This window comes from Streptomyces sp. NPDC038213, from assembly GCF_055600495.1.
The window spans coordinates 53,283-69,304 of record NZ_JBVJYM010000020.1 but is presented as its reverse complement, the minus strand read 5'-3'; the positions used below and the strand labels follow the sequence as shown (position 1 = coordinate 69,304).

The 16,022-nt window shown below is 72.4% G+C and carries 12 protein-coding genes; 10 read left to right on the top strand and 2 right to left on the bottom strand.

The genetic code is table 11. The annotated features are described in order from the left end of the window. Nucleotides 1-22 precede the first annotated feature (22 nt). The 7 genes from ACZ7JZ_RS24620 to ACZ7JZ_RS24590 all read left to right on the top strand — a co-directional run bounded on the left by ACZ7JZ_RS24620 (nt 23) and on the right by ACZ7JZ_RS24590 (nt 8,163). A complete protein-coding gene (locus ACZ7JZ_RS24620; RefSeq protein WP_470942897.1) occupies nt 23-1,807 on the top strand; it encodes an ABC transporter substrate-binding protein in 1,785 nt (594 codons plus the stop codon). A gap of 125 nt (nt 1,808-1,932) precedes the next feature. Continuing rightward, nucleotides 1,933-2,931 carry an ABC transporter permease gene (locus ACZ7JZ_RS24615; RefSeq protein ID WP_470942896.1) on the top strand — a complete coding sequence of 333 codons (999 nt, stop codon included), beginning with the start codon at nt 1,933-1,935 and terminating at the stop codon, nt 2,929-2,931. Beyond that, entirely contained in the window at nt 2,928-4,037 is a 1,110-nt protein-coding gene (locus tag ACZ7JZ_RS24610; protein WP_470942895.1) for an ABC transporter ATP-binding protein, read from the top strand. Before ACZ7JZ_RS24615 ends, ACZ7JZ_RS24610 begins: the two co-directional genes overlap by 4 nt. After that, a complete protein-coding gene (locus ACZ7JZ_RS24605; RefSeq protein ID WP_470942894.1) occupies nt 4,034-5,125 on the top strand; it encodes an ABC transporter ATP-binding protein in 1,092 nt (363 codons plus the stop codon). The genes ACZ7JZ_RS24610 and ACZ7JZ_RS24605 overlap by 4 nt, the downstream gene beginning before the upstream one ends. Before the next feature lie 111 nt (nt 5,126-5,236). Continuing rightward, nucleotides 5,237-5,893, top strand: coding sequence for a trimeric intracellular cation channel family protein (locus ACZ7JZ_RS24600; RefSeq protein WP_470942892.1), 657 nt, complete (start codon nt 5,237-5,239; stop codon nt 5,891-5,893). A gap of 87 nt (nt 5,894-5,980) precedes the next feature. After that, entirely contained in the window at nt 5,981-6,862 is an 882-nt protein-coding gene (locus tag ACZ7JZ_RS24595) for a thioesterase family protein (RefSeq protein ID WP_470942891.1), read from the top strand. 137 nt (nt 6,863-6,999) lie between these two features. Then, a complete protein-coding gene (locus tag ACZ7JZ_RS24590; RefSeq protein WP_470942890.1) occupies nt 7,000-8,163 on the top strand; it encodes a cysteine desulfurase family protein in 1,164 nt (387 codons plus the stop codon). A gap of 280 nt (nt 8,164-8,443) precedes the next feature. Here the strand turns inward: ACZ7JZ_RS24590 and ACZ7JZ_RS24585 are convergent, their stop codons facing one another. Further along, a complete protein-coding gene (locus ACZ7JZ_RS24585; protein WP_470942888.1) occupies nt 8,444-9,085 on the bottom strand; it encodes an N-acetylmuramoyl-L-alanine amidase in 642 nt (213 codons plus the stop codon). A 73-nt stretch (nt 9,086-9,158) separates the two neighbouring features. Here ACZ7JZ_RS24585 and mnmA point away from each other — a divergent pair, with 73 nt between their 5' ends. Continuing rightward, nucleotides 9,159-10,292, top strand: a complete 1,134-nt coding sequence (gene mnmA / locus ACZ7JZ_RS24580; protein ID WP_470942887.1) for a tRNA 2-thiouridine(34) synthase MnmA — start codon at nt 9,159-9,161, stop codon at nt 10,290-10,292. A 101-nt stretch (nt 10,293-10,393) separates the two neighbouring features. Here the strand turns inward: mnmA and ACZ7JZ_RS24575 are convergent, their stop codons facing one another. Next, the gene (locus tag ACZ7JZ_RS24575) at nt 10,394-11,317 is read right to left on the bottom strand and encodes an NADP-dependent oxidoreductase (protein WP_470942885.1); all 924 of its coding nucleotides are present in this window, start codon (nt 11,315-11,317) and stop codon (nt 10,394-10,396) included. A gap of 114 nt (nt 11,318-11,431) precedes the next feature. On the opposite strand from ACZ7JZ_RS24575, the gene ACZ7JZ_RS24570 reads away from it, so the two are divergent. Both ACZ7JZ_RS24570 and ACZ7JZ_RS24565 read left to right on the top strand, forming a co-directional pair. Further along, entirely contained in the window at nt 11,432-12,409 is a 978-nt protein-coding gene (locus ACZ7JZ_RS24570; protein WP_470942883.1) for a GlxA family transcriptional regulator, read from the top strand. 170 nt (nt 12,410-12,579) lie between these two features. After that, on the top strand, nt 12,580-15,933 hold the full coding sequence (locus ACZ7JZ_RS24565; protein ID WP_470942882.1) for a S8 family peptidase: 3,354 nt from the start codon (nt 12,580-12,582) through the stop codon (nt 15,931-15,933). The last annotated feature ends 89 nt before the right edge of the window (nt 15,934-16,022 follow it).

Below are 16,022 nucleotides of genomic sequence, written 5' to 3'. Positions count from 1 at the left end.
TACTACGGAGGTTGCGAGCATCGTGACTACCCACCGCATCTCGAAGCGCAGGCTGGCCGCAGGCACGGCCGTCGTGCTCGCGGCCATGCTGACGGCCACCGCCTGCGGCGGCGGCACCGAGTCCAAGGGCGGCGAGAAGAACGCCGGCGGTGCCGCGGGCTTCAACGCCGGCATCAACAAGGTCTCGAACGCGTCGGACAAGACGGGCGGCGAGCTCAAGTTCGTCGGTACCCAGGACGCCGACTCGTGGGACCCGCAGCGCGGCTACTACGGCTTCATGTGGGACTTCTCCCGCTACTACACCCGCCAGCTGGTCTCCTTCGCGCCGGCCCCGGGCACGGGCAGCACCGAGCTGGTCCCGGACCTCGCGTCCGCCCTGCCGGAGATCTCCCCGGACGGCAAGACGTACAAGTTCACCCTCAAGGACAACGTGACCTGGGAGGACGGCTCGCCCGTCACCGCCCAGGACATCAAGTACGGCATCCAGCGCACCTGGGCCCAGGACGTCATCTCCGGCGGCCCGGTCTACCTGATGCAGGTCCTGGACCCGAAGAGCGAGTACAAGGGCCCGTACAAGGACAAGGCCGCGGACAAGCTCGGCCTGAAGGCCATCGAGACCCCCGACGCCAAGACCATCATCTTCAAGCTGCCGAAGGCCAACGGCGACTTCCTGCAGATGCTGGCCATGCCGGCGGCCTCCCCGGTCAAGGCGGACAAGGACACGGCCGGCAAGTACGGCCTCAAGCCCTTCTCCAACGGCCCGTACAAGATCGACTCGTACGAGCCCAACAAGGGCATGAAGCTGTCCCGCAACGAGAAGTACGTCAAGGCCTCGGACACCATCCGCAAGGCCCTGCCGGACACCATCTCGGTCACGTTCATGGCGAACGCGGACGACATGGACAAGCGCCTGATGAAGGGCGAGTTCGACCTCGACATCAACGCGACCGGCATCGGCCAGGCGGCCCGCGCCACCGCGCTGCGCGAGCACAAGGGCAACCTGGACAACGGCCAGACCGGCTTCATCCGCTACGCGGTCATGCCGCAGACGGTCGCGCCGTTCGACAAGATCGACTGCCGCAAGGCCGTCATCTACGCCGCCGACAAGAAGTCCCTGCAGACCGCCCGCGGCGGCCCGCAGGCCGGTGGCGACATCGCCCCCAACATGCTCCCGCTCGGCATCAAGGGCGCCGACGGCGCCTACGACCCGTACGAGGTCCTGAAGAACGACGGCAAGCCGAACCTCGAGAAGGCCAAGGAGCACCTGAAGGCCTGCGGCCAGCCGAACGGCTTCAAGACCACCATCGCGGTCCGCAACAACAAGCCGGCCGAGATCGCCACCGCCGTCTCCCTGCAGAGCGCCCTGAAGGCGGTCGGCATCGAGGCGGACGTGGACCAGTTCGACGGCGCCCAGACCTCCGGCATCATCGGTTCGCCGAAGGTCGTCAAGGACAAGGGCTACGGCATCATCATCATGGGCTGGGGCGCCGACTTCCCGACCGGTCAGGGCTTCTCGCAGCCGCTGGTCGACGGCCGCTTCATCCTGCAGTCGGGCAACAACAACTTCTCCGAGCTCAACGACCCGGCGATCAACAAGCTGTTCGACGACGCCATCGCGGAGACCGACGCCGACAAGGCCGGCGAGATCTACAAGCAGATGAACCAGAAGGTCTCCGAGGCCGCGGTCTACCTGCCCTTCGTCTACGACAAGACGATCACCTGGCGCTCGACCCGTCTGACGAACGCCTACACCACCGACGCCTACAACGGCCGGTACGACTACGCCTCGCTGGGCGTCGTCAAGTAACAACCCGTCAGTTCCAGTTCCAGTGCCACACCCGCTAGGCACGAAGGGCAGGTGATGGCCGCGGCGGCGGCCTGGGGGCGCGTTCCATAAGAGGGCGCCCCCGGGCCGCGGCCAGGCCGAGCGCAGTGCTTGCATATCTCATCCGGCGTATCTTCGCCGTCGTCGTCATGCTGTTGGTCATCACGCTGATGACCTTCGGAATCTTCTTCCTCTTCCCCAAGATGATCGGGGCGGACCCGGCGCTCTACTTCGTCGGAAAGCAGTCCGACCCGGCCGCCATCGAGGGCATCCGGCAGAAGATGGGTCTCGATGACCCGATCCTCGTCCAGTTCGGTAAGTTCGTCGTCGGGCTGGTGGCAGGTCGTACGTACGCCAACGGCACCGACGTCACGCACTGCGCGGCCCCCTGCTTCGGGTACTCCTTCAAGACCGAGCAGGAGGTGTTCCCGCTGCTGACCGACTGGCTGCCGGTCACCCTCCAGCTCGCGGGCGGCGCCGTCGTCCTGTGGGTCCTCGGAGGAGTCGCCGCCGGCGTCCTCTCCGCCCTCAAGCGCGGCACCGTGATGGACCGCTCGGCGATGGGCCTGGCCCTCGCCGGCGTGTCCCTCCCCATCTACTTCACGGGCATGCTCGCCATCGCCCTGTTCTCGGACCAGCTCGGCTGGTTCGGCCGGCCCGAGGTCACCTTCGCCCAGGATCCGGCGAAGTGGTTCAACGGCATGGTCCTGCCGTGGGTCTCCCTCGCCTTCCTGTACGCGGCGATGTACGCCCGCCTCACCCGCGCCACCATGCTGGAGGTCCTCAACGAGGACTACATCCGCACGGCCCGGGCCAAGGGCCTCACGGAACCGGTCGTCATCGGCAAGCACGCCATGCGCTCCACGATGACCCCCATCCTCACCGTCCTCGGCCTGGACCTCGGCGCCCTCCTCGGCGGCGCGGTGCTCACCGAGTACACCTTCTCGCTGCACGGGCTCGGCTACAGCGCGGTCCGCGCGATCAGCGACCACGACCTGCCGGTCATCCTCGGGATCACGCTGATCTCCGCCTTCTTCGTCGTAGCCGCGAACCTCATCGTTGACCTCCTGTACGCGGTGATCGACCCCCGAGTGAGGCTGTCATGACCGATCTGACGAAGACGGGCGCCGTACACGAGCCCGTCACCGGATCCGCGCCGGGCAGCGCCTTCCTGGACGTCCGCGACCTGAAGATCCACTTCCCGACCGAGGACGGCCTGGTCAAGTCCGTCGACGGGCTCTCCTTCACCCTGGAGAAGGGCAAGACCCTCGGCATCGTGGGCGAGTCCGGCTCCGGCAAGTCCGTCACCTCGCTCGGCATCATGGGCCTGCACCGCGTCGGCCAGTACGGCCGCCAGAAGGCGCGGATCTCCGGCGAGATCTGGCTCGACGGCAAGGAGCTGCTCTCCGCCGACGAGGACGAGGTGCGTCGGCTCCGCGGCCGGGAGATCGCCATGATCTTCCAGGACCCGCTGAGCGCCATGCACCCGTACTTCACGGTCGGCAAGCAGATCTCCGAGGCCTACCGGGTCCACCACAAGGCCGACAAGAAGGCCGCACGCACCCGGGCCGTCGAACTGCTCGACCGGGTCGGCATCCCCGAGCCGCACAAGCGCTTCGACAGCTACCCGCACGAGTTCTCCGGCGGCATGCGCCAGCGGGCCATGATCGCGATGGCCCTGGTCAACAACCCCGAACTGCTCATCGCGGACGAGCCGACCACCGCCCTCGACGTCACCGTCCAGGCGCAGATCCTCGACCTCATCCGCGACCTCCAGCAGGAGTTCGGCTCCGCCGTCATCATGATCACGCACGACCTCGGGGTCGTCGCCGAGATGGCCGACGAGCTGCTGGTCATGTACGGCGGCCGCTGCGTCGAGCGCGGCACCGCGGAGAAGGTCTTCTACGAGCCCCGCCACCCCTACACCTGGGGCCTGCTGGGCTCGATGCCCCGCATCGACCGCGACCAGACCGAGCGCCTCATCCCGGTCAAGGGCTCGCCGCCCAGCCTCATCAACATCCCCAGCGGCTGCGCCTTCCACCCGCGCTGCCCGTACGCCGACGTCCCCAAGGACAACGTCACGCGCACGGTGCGCCCGGAGCTCACCGCCGGCTCCGGCGAGGACGGCGGCACCCGGCACTGGTCCGCCTGCCACATGTCGCAGGAGGAGCGGACCCGCATCTGGACCGAAGAGATTGCGCCGAAGCTGTGAGCGACGAGACGAAGACGACGGCCGCGGCCGTGATCCCCGAGCAGGCCAAGGACTCCCCGGAGCCGCTGCTGAAGGTCACCGGGCTGACCAAGCACTTCCCTATCCACAAGGGGCTGCTGCGCCGCCAGGTCGGCGCCGTCAAGGCGGTCGACGGGCTGGACTTCGAGGTCCGGCGCGGTGAGACCCTCGGCATCGTCGGCGAGTCCGGCTGCGGCAAGTCGACCATGGGCCGCCTGCTCATGCGGCTGCTGGAGCCCACCGGCGGCACCATCGAGTTCGAGGGCCGGGACATCACGCACCTCGGCGTCGGCGGGATGCGCCCGATGCGCCGCGATATCCAGATGATCTTCCAGGACCCGTACGGCTCCCTGAACCCGCGCCACACGGTCGGCACGATCGTCAGCGCGCCGTTCAAGCTCCAGGGCGTCACCCCCGAGGGCGGGCTCAAGGCCGAGGTCCAGCGGCTGCTGTCGCTCGTGGGCCTCAACCCCGAGCACTACAACCGCTACCCGCACGAGTTCTCCGGCGGCCAGCGCCAGCGCATCGGCATCGCCCGCGCGCTGGCCCTCAAGCCGAAGCTGGTCGTGGCGGACGAGCCGGTCTCGGCCCTCGACGTGTCGATCCAGGCCCAGGTGGTCAACCTGCTGGACGACCTCCAGGAGGAGCTCGGCCTCACGTACGTGATCATCGCCCACGACCTCTCGGTGATCCGGCACGTCTCGGACCGGATCGCGGTCATGTACCTGGGCAAGATGGTCGAGCTCGCCGACCGCAAGTCCCTGTACGAGGCCCCGATGCACCCGTACACCAAGGCCCTGATGTCCGCCGTCCCGGTCCCGGACCCGCGCCGGCGCGGCACCGACAACGGCCGCATCCTGCTCAAGGGCGACGTGCCCTCGCCGATCTCGCCGCCGAGCGGCTGCCGCTTCCACACCCGCTGCTGGAAGGCCACGCAGATCTGCAAGACGCAGGAGCCGCCCCTGCTGGCCCTCAAGACCGGCCACCAGGTGGCCTGCCACCACCCGGAGAACGCCCCGGACCAGGCCCCGGGCGACCCGGAGCTGCCGGAGGCGGGCGCGGCGCAGTAGCGGCCGCGCGTACGTGCAGGGACGCGCCCCGGCGGGGTGCGGAGGGGAGCGCGGAGGGGCCGGACCGCCGGTAAGGCGGACCCGGCCCCTCCGCGCCCCCACAATTGGGGAGTGGTACACGATCTCTTCCCCCCGTACGTCCAGCACGCACTGGACCTCGCGGGCATCTTCGTCTTCGCGACCGCCGGCGCCCTGCTGGCGGTCCGCAAGAACTTCGACGTCTTCGGCATCGGCGTCCTCGCCCTCGTCACCGCCCTCGGCGGCGGCCTCTTCCGCGACCTGGTCATCGGCGCCGTCCCCCCGGCCGCCTTCGGGGAGCTGAGCTTCTTCGTGACCCCGCTGGTCGCCGCCGGGCTGGTCTTCTTCCTGCACCCCGAGGTCCAGCGGATCAACCGCGCGATCAACGTGTTCGACGCGGCCGGCCTCGGCCTCTTCTGCGTCACGGGCACGACCAAGGCCTACGAGTACGGGCTCGGCCTGACCGCCTCCGCCGCCCTGGGCCTGGCCACGGCGGTGGGCGGCGGCGTACTGCGCGACGTACTCGCCAACGAGGTGCCCTCGCTGCTGCGGGACCGCGAGATGTACGCCGTACCCGCGGTGGTCGGCGCGGCCATGGTGGCCGTCTTCATCGGGATGGACCGGCTCAACGCCCTGACCAGCGGCATCGCCATCGTCACCACCTTCGTGCTGCGGCTGCTGGCGATGAAGTACCACTGGCGGGCGCCGCTGGCGTGGAACCGCAGGTCCTCGGTGGCGGAGGAGCCGTAGGGGGGCGGGGCCGGGGCAGCCGTCGGGGAAAGGCGGCCGGAAAGCAAAAGCTACCGCTTAGTAGCAACTGGGTGTAGCGTCGGTTCCATGACCCAGGCAGCTCGGGCCGCAAGCACGGCCACCACGGCGACCATCGGCGACAGCGAGTTCGACCGCGACACCCGCGTCAGGCCGCGGGGCGCGGCCGAGCCCGGCGTCTTCGACGCGGACCTCTCCGAAGGCTGGACGATCATCAGCGCCGTCAACGGCGGCTACCTCCTCGCCCTCGTCGGCCGGGCCCTCTCCGAGGCCCTCCCGCACCCCGACCCGGTCACCGTCTCCGCCCACTACCTGAGCGCCTCCGTCCCCGGCCCCGCGGTCGTCCGCACCGAGCTGGTCCGCGCCGGCGGCACCCTCTCCACCGGCCAGGCCTCCCTCTACCAGTACGAGGACGGCCGCGAGGTCGAGCGCATCCGCGTCCTCGCCTCGTACACCGACCTCGACACCCTCCCCGACGAGGTCCGCACCACCGCCGCCCTCCCCGACATCCCCGCGTACGAGCACTGCCTCGGCGCCGAGAGCGGCCCGGCCCCCATCCCCGGCAGCTCCAACATCGTCGACCGGCTGCGGCTGCGCCTCGACCCCACCACCGCCGGCTGGGCCGTCGGCGCCCCGTCCGGGCGCGGCGAGATGCGCGCCTGGTTCGCCCTGGCCGACGGCCGCGACGCCGACCCGCTCTCCCTGCTCCTCACGGTGGACGCCCTGCCGCCCACGGCCTTCGAGATGGGCCTGATCGGCTGGGCGCCCACGGTCGAGCTCACCACCCACATCCGCTGCCGCCCGGCCCCCGGGCCGCTGCGGGTCTCCATCACCACGCGCAACCTCGCCGGCGGCTTCCTGGAGGAGGACGCCGAGGTCTGGGACTCCGCCGACCGCCTGGTGGCCCAGTCCCGCCAGCTGGCCCGCGCCCCGCGGGTGCCGCGGGGCTGAGGGGGCGGGGGGTCCGGGCCGGCCGCTGCCGACTGCGTCGGCGGGGTCCGGCCGGGGTGGTGCCGGCGGGGTCCGGCCGGGTGGGCCGGATCACCCCGTATCTGGGGCCGCGGGGTCGGCCGTAGAATCTGGGGATCATGGCCTACCTCGACCACGCCGCGACCACTCCGATGCTGCCGGAGGCTGCCGCGGCGATGACCGCCCAGTTCGCGGTCACCGGAAACGCCTCGTCCCTGCACGCCGCCGGGCGCCGGGCCCGCCGCACGGTGGAGGAGGCGAGGGAGGCCCTCGCCGCGTCCATCGGGGCCCGCCCCAGCGAGGTGGTGTTCACCGCGGGCGGCACCGAGGCCGACAACCTCGCCGTCAAGGGCCTCTACTGGGCCCGCCGCGACGCCGACCCGGCCCGCACCCGGATCCTGGCCAGCCCCGTGGAGCACCACGCCGTCCTCGACGCCGTCCACTGGCTCGCCGAGCACGAGGGCGCCACCGTCGAATACCTTCCCGTGGACCACTACGGGCGGGTGCACCCCGAGGCCTTCCGCGCCGCCGTCGAACGCAACCCCGACGACGTGGCCCTCGCCACCGTCATGTGGGCCAACAACGAGATCGGCACCGTCCTGCCCGTTGCCGAACTCGCCGCTGTCGCGGGCGAGTTCGGAATCCCCCTGCACTCCGACGCGGTCCAGGCCTTCGGCCAGCTCGACGTGGACTTCGCCGCCTCCGGGCTCGCCGCCCTGACCATCAGCGGGCACAAGATCGGCGGCCCGTACGGGATCGGCGCCCTGCTGCTGGGCCGCGACCAGACGCCCGTACCCGTGCTGCACGGCGGCGGCCAGGAGCGGCACGTGCGCTCCGGCACCCTCGACGTACCCGCCGTCGCCGCCTTCGCCGTGGCCGCCACCCTCGCCGCCGAACGGCGCGAGGCCTTCGCCCGCGAGATCGGCGCCCTGCGCGACGAGCTCGTCGCCGCGGTACGGGCCGCCGTGCCGGACGCCGTCCTCGGCGGCGACCCCCGCGACCGCCTGCCCGCCAACGCGCACTTCAGCTTCCCCGGCTGCGAGGGCGACTCCCTCCTGCTGCTCCTGGACGCCCAGGGCATCGAGTGCTCCACGGGCTCCGCGTGCACGGCGGGCGTAGCCCAGCCCAGCCACGTCCTCCTCGCCACCGGCACCGACCCCGAACTGGCCCGAGGCACCCTGCGCTTCTCCCTGGGCCACACCTCCACGAAGGAGGACGTGGCCGCCCTGTCCGCCGCCATCGCCCCCGCCGTCTCCCGAGCCCGCGCAGCGGGCCTCACCTGAGCGGTACGGCCCCCAGCGGACGCCGTCTCCTCACCTGAGGGGTACGGGCTCCAGCGGACGCCGTCTTCCTCACCTGACGGGTACGGGCTCCAGCCCGCCGCGTCTCCTCCCCCGCCCGTGCGCCCCGGCCGACCGGTCTTTGCCCACCACCCCCGGGGCAGGCCGGGGTACGAGCCGGCGCCTGCCCCGGGGGTGGTCGGCGAGTGCCGACCAGCAGCGGCGGACGGGCAGGGGGCGGGACGCGGGCCCGGAGCCGGGGCCCGTACCCCCCGCCTCGAGTTCAGGCGGACAGGTGTTTGCGGATCAGGGTCAGGTAGCGGTCCCAGTTCCAGTGGGGGCCCGGGTCCGTGTGGTCGGCGCCCGGGACCTCGTGGTGGCCGATGATGTGGCGGCGGTCGGCGGGGAAGCCGTGGCGGCGGCAGATGCCGGCGGCCAGGCGGGCCGAGGACTCGTACATGGCGTCCGTGAAGTCCTGGGGGCGGTCCACGAAGCCGACGTGCTCGATGCCGATGCTGCGCTCGTTCACCTGGCGGTTGTTGGCGTGGTACGCCACGTCGAGCTCGCGGACCATCTGCTCCACGTGCCCGTCCTTGCGGACGATGTAGTGCGCGGAGGCCTTGTGCCCCGGGTTCCGGAAGGCGTCCACCGCCGAGCGGAAGCCGCCCTGCGTGACATGCACCACGATCCGGTCCACGCGGTAGTCCGCGGGCCGGTCGGCCATCCGCCAGTTCGCGGGGGAGGCGGCCGTCCAGCGGGCGCCCTTGTGGTCGAGCTCGCCGTCCTTGCGGGGCTTGGAGACCCCCGGCAGGAGCCAGTACCCGCGGGAGATCTCGTCCCGCCCGGCCACCGCGGCCCCGGCGAACACCCCGAGCCCGGTGATCAGCAGCGCCCGCCGTACGGGCCCACGCTTCCTGCCGCCCACCTGCACCACCCCCTTCAGGAGAGAAGAACGCCCGTGCCCCGGGTCCGGTTCCCCCCGTACTCTGGTGGGTGCTATGACTCAGAACCCGCAGCCGCGCCGTCCCCTCCGCGTACTCGCCGCCATGTCCGGCGGTGTGGACTCCGCCGTCGCCGCCGCCCGCGCCGTCGAGGCGGGCCACGACGTGACCGGCGTCCACCTCGCGCTCTCCGCGAACCCGCAGTCCTTCCGCACCGGGGCCCGGGGCTGCTGCACCATCGAGGACTCCCGCGACGCCCGCCGCGCCGCGGACGTGATCGGCATCCCGTTCTACTGCTGGGACCTCGCCGAGCGCTTCCGCGAGGACGTGGTGGAGGACTTCGTCGCCGAGTACGAGGCGGGCCGCACGCCCAACCCCTGCCTGCGCTGCAACGAGAAGATCAAGTTCGCCGCGCTGCTCGACAAGGCCCTCGCCCTCGGCTTCGACGCCGTGTGCACGGGCCACTACGCGACGGTCGTGCTGAACGACGACGGCTCCCGCGAGCTGCACCGCGCCTCCGACATGGCCAAGGACCAGTCGTACGTGCTGGGCGTCCTCGACGAGAAGCAGCTCGCCCACGCGCTGTTCCCGCTCGGCGACACGGTCACCACCAAGGACGAGATCCGCGCCGAGGCCGAGCGCCGCGGGCTGGCCGTCGCGAAGAAGCCCGACAGCCACGACATCTGCTTCATCGCGGACGGCGACACCCAGGGCTTCCTGGCCAAGCGGCTGGGCCGCGCCGAGGGCGACATCGTGGACGAGGAGGGAAACCGGCTCGGGAGCCACGAGGGCGCGTACGGGTTCACGATCGGCCAGCGCAAGGGCCTGCGGATCGGCCACCCGGCCGCCGACGGCAAGCCGCGCTACGTCCTCGACATCTCGCCGGTGAACAACACCGTCACGGTCGGCCCCGCCGAGTCCCTCGACGTCAGCGCCCTGACCGCGATCCGCCCCCGCTGGTGCGGCAGCGCCCCCGCCGACGGCCCGGCCGCGTACACGGCGCAGCTGCGGGCGCACGGCGGGGAGACCGCGGTGACGGCGGAGCTGGTGGCAGGCGAGCTGCGGGTGTCCTTCGCCGAGCCGGTCCGCGGGGTCGCCCCGGGCCAGGCCATCGTGCTGTACGACGGCACGCGGGTGGTCGGGTCGGCCACCATCGCGACGACGGCGAAGGCGGCCGCTGCAGCGGTCTGAGCCGGGCCGGACCCCTCCGCGGAGGGGTCCGGCCGCAAGCGGTACCCGCCCGCTCCGGCGGTCCCGGCCGTGCCCTGCCAGGCCAACACCGTCAGGCCCCGTCAGGCCACCGTCAGGACGATCTTGCCCTTCGTGCGCCCCTGCTCGCCGATCTCGTGGGCCTTCGCGGCCTCGGCGAGCGGCAGGACCGTGTCCACGGCCGGGCGCAGCCGGCCCTCCGCGATCAGCCCGGAGATCGCCTTGAGCCCGGCGCGGTCCGGCTCGACCAGGGTCCAGCCGGTGCGGAAGCCCTCCGCGCCCGCGGGTACGTCGTCGGGGCTGTTCAGGGTGACCAGATGGCCGCCGGGGCGCAGCACCTTCAGGGAGCGGGCGGCGTAGTCCCCGCCGATCGCGTCGATCACGACGTCCACGTCGGAGACGGCCTCCTCGAACTCCGTCGTGCGGTAGTCGATCAGCTCGTCGGCGCCGAGCGAGCGCAGGAACGCGTGCTTGGGGGCGCTGGCGGTGCCGATGACGTACGCGCCGAGGGCCTTGGCGATCTGTACGGCGAAGTGTCCGACGCCGCCGGCCGCCGCGTGGACGAGCACGCGCTGGCCGGGCTGGAGCCCGGCGGTGTCGGTGAGGGCCTGCCAGGCGGTGAGGGCGGCGAGCGGGACGGCCGCGGCCTCGACGTGGGTGAGGCCCTCGGGCTTGGGGGCGAAGTGCCGGGCCGGGGCGGTGACGTACTCGGCGTAGGCGCCGGCCTGGGCGGGGAAGTGCGGCATCCCGTAGACCTCGTCGCCGGGCCGGTAGACGGTCACGCCGGGGCCGACGGCCTCGACGATGCCGGAGACGTCCCAGCCGACGGCGGGCTGCCCGGCCCAGTCGATCAGGGCGCCGGAGGCCCGGGTCTTCCAGTCGACGGGGTTCACCCCGGCCGCGCGGACCCGGACGACGATCTCGCCCAGGCCCGGCTCGGGGCGCTCGAGCTCGGTCTCGGTGAGGACCTCGGGACCGCCCCACTGGCTGACGACTACGGCACGCATGACATCTCTCCTTGCTGGTCGGGGGCCGGTCGGCGCCCCGTGGTGACTCCAGAGTGGGGCCGCGGGCACGGCCGTGGTGGTGGCCGGATGGCCACTATGTGACAGAATCTGGCCATGAGTGGTCTGCACCGAGTGGTCGTCCTGGCCCTGCGGGGCTTCCCCGCCTTCGAGCTGGGCATCCCGTCCCGGGTCTTCGGAAATGCGCTCGGCCCCGGGCGGGCGCCCCTGTACGAGGTGCTGGTCTGCACGGCCGACGGGCGGCCGGTGGCCGGCGACGCGGGCTTCTCGATCACGCCGGAGCACGGCCCGGAGGTGCTGGAGAGCGCCGACACGGTGATCGTCCCGCCCACGCACGCCATGGACGAGCTGCTGGAGGGGGCTCCCGTGCCGCCCGTGCTGGCCGCGGCCCTGGCCCGGATCCGGCCGGGCACCCGCATGGTGTCGATCTGCACCGGCTCGCACGTGCTCGCCGCGGCCGGCCTGCTCGACGGGCGGCGGGCCACGACCCACTGGCACAAGGCCGCGGAGTTCCGGCGGGCCTTCCCGCGGGTGCTGCTCGACGAGGACGTGCTCTTCGTCGACGACGGGGACCTGCTCACCTCGGCCGGGGTGGCCTCGGGCGTGGACCTGTGCCTGCACCTGATCCGCCGCGACCACGGCACCCCCACCGCCAACCTCGCCGCCCGGCTGTGCGTCGTACCGCCCTGGCGCGACGGGGGACAGGCCCAGTACATCGAGCGGCCGGTCCCGGAGCCGACGGTGTCCACCACCGCGGGGACCCGGGCCTGGGCGCTGGAGCGGCTGCACGACCCGCTGAGCCTCGCGCAGCTGTCCGCGCACGCGCGCATGAGCCTGCGCACCTTCACCCGCCGCTTCCGCGAGGAGGTGGGGCTGACCCCGGGGCAGTGGCTGACCGCCCAGCGGCTCGAACTGGCCCGGGACCTGCTGGAGTCGAGCGACCTCCCGGTGGACCTGGTGGCGCACCGGGCGGGGTTCGGTTCGGCCAACTCGCTGCGCCAGCACATGCGTGCTTCGCTGGGGGTCTCGCCGCTCGCGTACCGGCGTACTTTCCAAGCAAGGGGCGCATTCTGACGGGTCGTCAGATTAGCTCGGGAGTCGAGCGGAGTCACTTCTTCCCCAAGTGTCGTATTCGGACACGTTGTTGAGAGCCCCACCCGACCGGGTGATACTGCCCCTTCCGGGGGGCGATCTCCGTTCCCCGCGCGATGACCTCTCAACCGGGGGATGAATTGCGTAAAGGCATGAAGAAGGCGGGCGCGGCCTCGGTCGCCGCAGCCGCAGCCGTGGCCCTCCTCGCGGGGCTGACCACCCCGTCCGCGGCCGCCGCGACGACGGCCGACAGCCCGGCAGGAGCCCTCGCGGCGCAGTCCGCCGCCAAGGCCAAGGGCACCACCCGCGTCACCCTGATCACCGGCGACCGCGTCGTGGTCGACGCCCAGGGCCGGCCCGTGGGCATCGAGCCCGCGCCCGGCCGCGACCGCATCCCGGTCTCCGTCCACCGCACCGACGGCCACTCCACCGTCGTCCCGTACGACGCACAGCGCCTGATAGCCGCCGGCCGCCTCGACGCCCGGCTCTTCGACGTCACCGAGCTGGCCAAGCCCGAGTACCGGGCCGCGCGCGGCGACCGCCTCCGCCTGATCGTCGCCTACCAGGGCGCCGCCCCGGCCGCCAAGGCCGCGCTGCGCTCCGCCGGCGCGGACACCGAGGTCCGGCGGACCTTCACCTCCCTCAACGCGGAGGCCGTCTCCGCCTCCCCGAAGGACGCCGCGGAGGTCTGGGAGGCCCTCACCGACCGGCAGGCCGCCACCGGCCGCCGCGCCGCCGCCGCGGGCATCGCGACGGTCTGGCTCGACGGGGTCCGCAAGGCCACTCTCGACAAGAGCACCCGCCAGATCGGCGCCCACAAGGCCTGGGCCGCGGGCTACGACGGCAAGGGCGTCAAGATCGCCGTCCTGGACACCGGCGTGGACGGCACCCACCCCGACCTGGCCGGCCAGGTGCTCGCGGACAAGAACTTCACCTCCGCGCCCGACGCGAAGGACCGCGTCGGCCACGGCACCCACGTCGCCTCCATCGCGGCGGGTACGGGCGCCAAGTCGGCCGGGAAGCTCAAGGGCGTGGCGCCGGGCGCCAAGGTCCTCAACGGCAAGGTCCTCGACGACAACGGCTTCGGCGACGACTCCGGCATCCTCGCCGGCATGGAGTGGGCCGTCGCCCAGGGCGCCCAGATCGTCAACCTGAGCCTCGGCGGCGGCGACACCCCGCAGATCGACCCGCTGGAAGCGGCCGTCAACAAGCTCACCGCCGAGAAGGGCGTGCTCTTCGCCATCGCGGCCGGCAACGGCGGGCCCCAGAGCATCGGCTCGCCGGGCAGTGCAGAGGCCGCGCTGACCGTCGGCGCCGTGGACGACGCCGACAAGCTCGCCGGCTTCTCCAGCACCGGCCCGCGCACCGGCGACGGCGGCCTCAAGCCCGATGTGACCGCGCCCGGCGTGGACACCACGGCCGCCGCCGCCCCCGGCAGCCTCATCGCCCGCGAGGTCGGCGAGAACCCGCCCGGCTACATGAGCATCTCGGGCACCTCGATGGCCACCCCGCACGTCGCGGGCGCAGCCGCCCTCCTCAAGCAGGCCCACCCGGGCTGGCGGGCCGAGGTCCTCAAGGGCGTCCTCGCGGGCTCCGCGAAGGGCGGCCCGTACAACCCCTTCGAGCAGGGCAGCGGCCGCATCGCCGTCGACAAGGCCCTCAAGCAGACCGTCATCGCCGAGCCGGGCTCGCTGGGCTTCGGCCTCCAGCAGTGGCCGCACCACGACGACAAGCCGGTCACCAAGGAGCTCGCGTACCGCAACCTCGGCAGCTCCCCGGTCACCCTCGACCTGGCCGCCGCCGCCACCGGCCCCGACGGCAAGCCCGCCCCCGCCGGGTTCTTCACCCTCTCGAAGAAGAAGCTGACGGTCCCCGCCAAGGGCCGGGCGAGCGTCAAGGTCACCGCCGACACCCGCCTCGGCGGCACCGTCGACGGGGCGTACGGCGCCTACGTGACCGCGACCGGAGGCGGCCAGACCGTCCGCACCGCGGCCGCCGTGGACCGCGAGACCGAGTCGTACGACGTGAAGATCAAGTACCTGGGCCGGGACGGAAAGCCGTCCAAGCTCCACGCCACGTTCCTCATGGGCGTCGCGGGCCCCGCCAAGGACAAGGTGTTCCCGCTCTTCGAGGAGCGCGAGTCCGACACCGTGCGCGCGCCCAAGGGCCGGTACCTGCTGGAGAGCTCGGTCTTCGTCGACGCGGAGGGCGGCGGCATCGACTGGATCGTCCAGCCCGTGCTGACGGTCAAGGGAGACACCACCCTGACGCTGGACGCCCGCACCGCCAGGCCCGTGGACGTCACGGTGCCCTCGGCGGACGCCGTCCCGTCCCTCGCGAACGTCGGGTTCTCCCTGCGCACCGGTGAGGACGGGATCGGCGTCGGCTGGTTCATGGAGTCGTTCAAGACCATCCGCACCGCCCACCGCGGGCCCGACGCCGCCCCCGGCGCCCTCGCCTACCAGTTCACCGGGCAGTGGACCCGGGGCGCGGACGCCCAGTACCACGCGGCCTTCGGCGGCCCGGGCAACCGCTTCCCGACGGGCTTCGTACAGCACGTGAAGAAGGGCGACCTCGCGACCCTGGTCACCGGGCTCGGCTCGCCCGCCCCGGGCAAGGAGGGCTCGGTCACCGCGTACGGCCTGGTGCCCGGCACCGACGGGGCCAGCGGCGTGACCACCGTGCGCAAGGTCCCCGCCACCGCCACGCTCTACCTCGCCGGGGCCCCCGGCGTGAAGTGGGAGACCGCCTTCGACCAGATCGGCGGCCGCGACGCCGACGGCTCCCCCCTCTTCGAGGCCGCGTACTACTCCGGCGGCGCCAAGGCTTACGCCCCCGGCAAGACGTACAAGGAGCGCTTCAACACCGGTGTCTTCAGCCCCAAGGTGGACGCCGGGCTCGGCCTCGGCATCTTCCGCCTCGGCAACGAGATCTCGCCCTTCGTGCCGCTCTTCTCGGACGGCACCGGCCGCGTCGGCTTCTCGCAGCACACGAAGGCCGAGACGGTGCTCTACCGCAACGGCGTCGTGGCGGGCCGCAACGCCGACCCGCTGAACGGCGAGATCTTCAAGGTCCCGGCCGGCGCCGCCGCGTACAAGCTGACCACCAGGGTCGACCGCAGCGACAAGCTCTCCAAGGTCTCCACCCGGATCCAGGGCAGCTGGTGGTTCCGCTCCGCCGAGACGGCCGAGCCCACCGCGCTGCCCGCCTACACCGTCCGCTTCAGCCCCGCGCTGGCGCTGGACAGCACCTCCCCGGCCGGCCGCACGGTCTCCGTACCGGTGACCGTCGAGGGCGCCGCCGCGGGCGCCGGGCAGCTGAAGTCCGTGACGGTGTACGCCTCGTACGACGGCGGGTACACCTGGAAGCAGCTCAAGGTGGCCGGCGGCAAGGTCTCCGTGAAGAACCCGGCCAAGGGCAAGGCGGTCTCGCTGCGCGCCGTGGTCGTGGACAAGAACGGGAACAAGTCCGACATCGCCGTCGTCAACGCGTACTGCGCGCGCTGACCCACGGCCGGGGCGTACGGGCACCCGCCCGTACGCCCCGCACCCCGCCGGGACCCGGGCCGCGCGCCCGGGTCCCGGCCCCGTTCGCC

Bases quoted from the DNA above. Each gene is read 5' to 3' on its own strand.
- ACZ7JZ_RS24595 (WP_470942891.1), top strand. From the start codon at position 5,981: ATGACCCAGGCAGCTCGGGCCGCAAGCACGGCCACCACGGCGACCATC.
- mnmA (WP_470942887.1), top strand. From the start codon at position 9,159: ATGACTCAGAACCCGCAGCCGCGCCGTCCCCTCCGCGTACTCGCCGCC.
- ACZ7JZ_RS24575 (WP_470942885.1), bottom strand. From the start codon at position 11,317: ATGCGTGCCGTAGTCGTCAGCCAGTGGGGCGGTCCCGAGGTCCTCACC.
- ACZ7JZ_RS24590 (WP_470942890.1), top strand. From the start codon at position 7,000: ATGGCCTACCTCGACCACGCCGCGACCACTCCGATGCTGCCGGAGGCT.
- ACZ7JZ_RS24565 (WP_470942882.1), top strand. From the start codon at position 12,580: ATGAAGAAGGCGGGCGCGGCCTCGGTCGCCGCAGCCGCAGCCGTGGCC.
- ACZ7JZ_RS24570 (WP_470942883.1), top strand. From the start codon at position 11,432: ATGAGTGGTCTGCACCGAGTGGTCGTCCTGGCCCTGCGGGGCTTCCCC.
- ACZ7JZ_RS24610 (WP_470942895.1), top strand. From the start codon at position 2,928: ATGACCGATCTGACGAAGACGGGCGCCGTACACGAGCCCGTCACCGGA.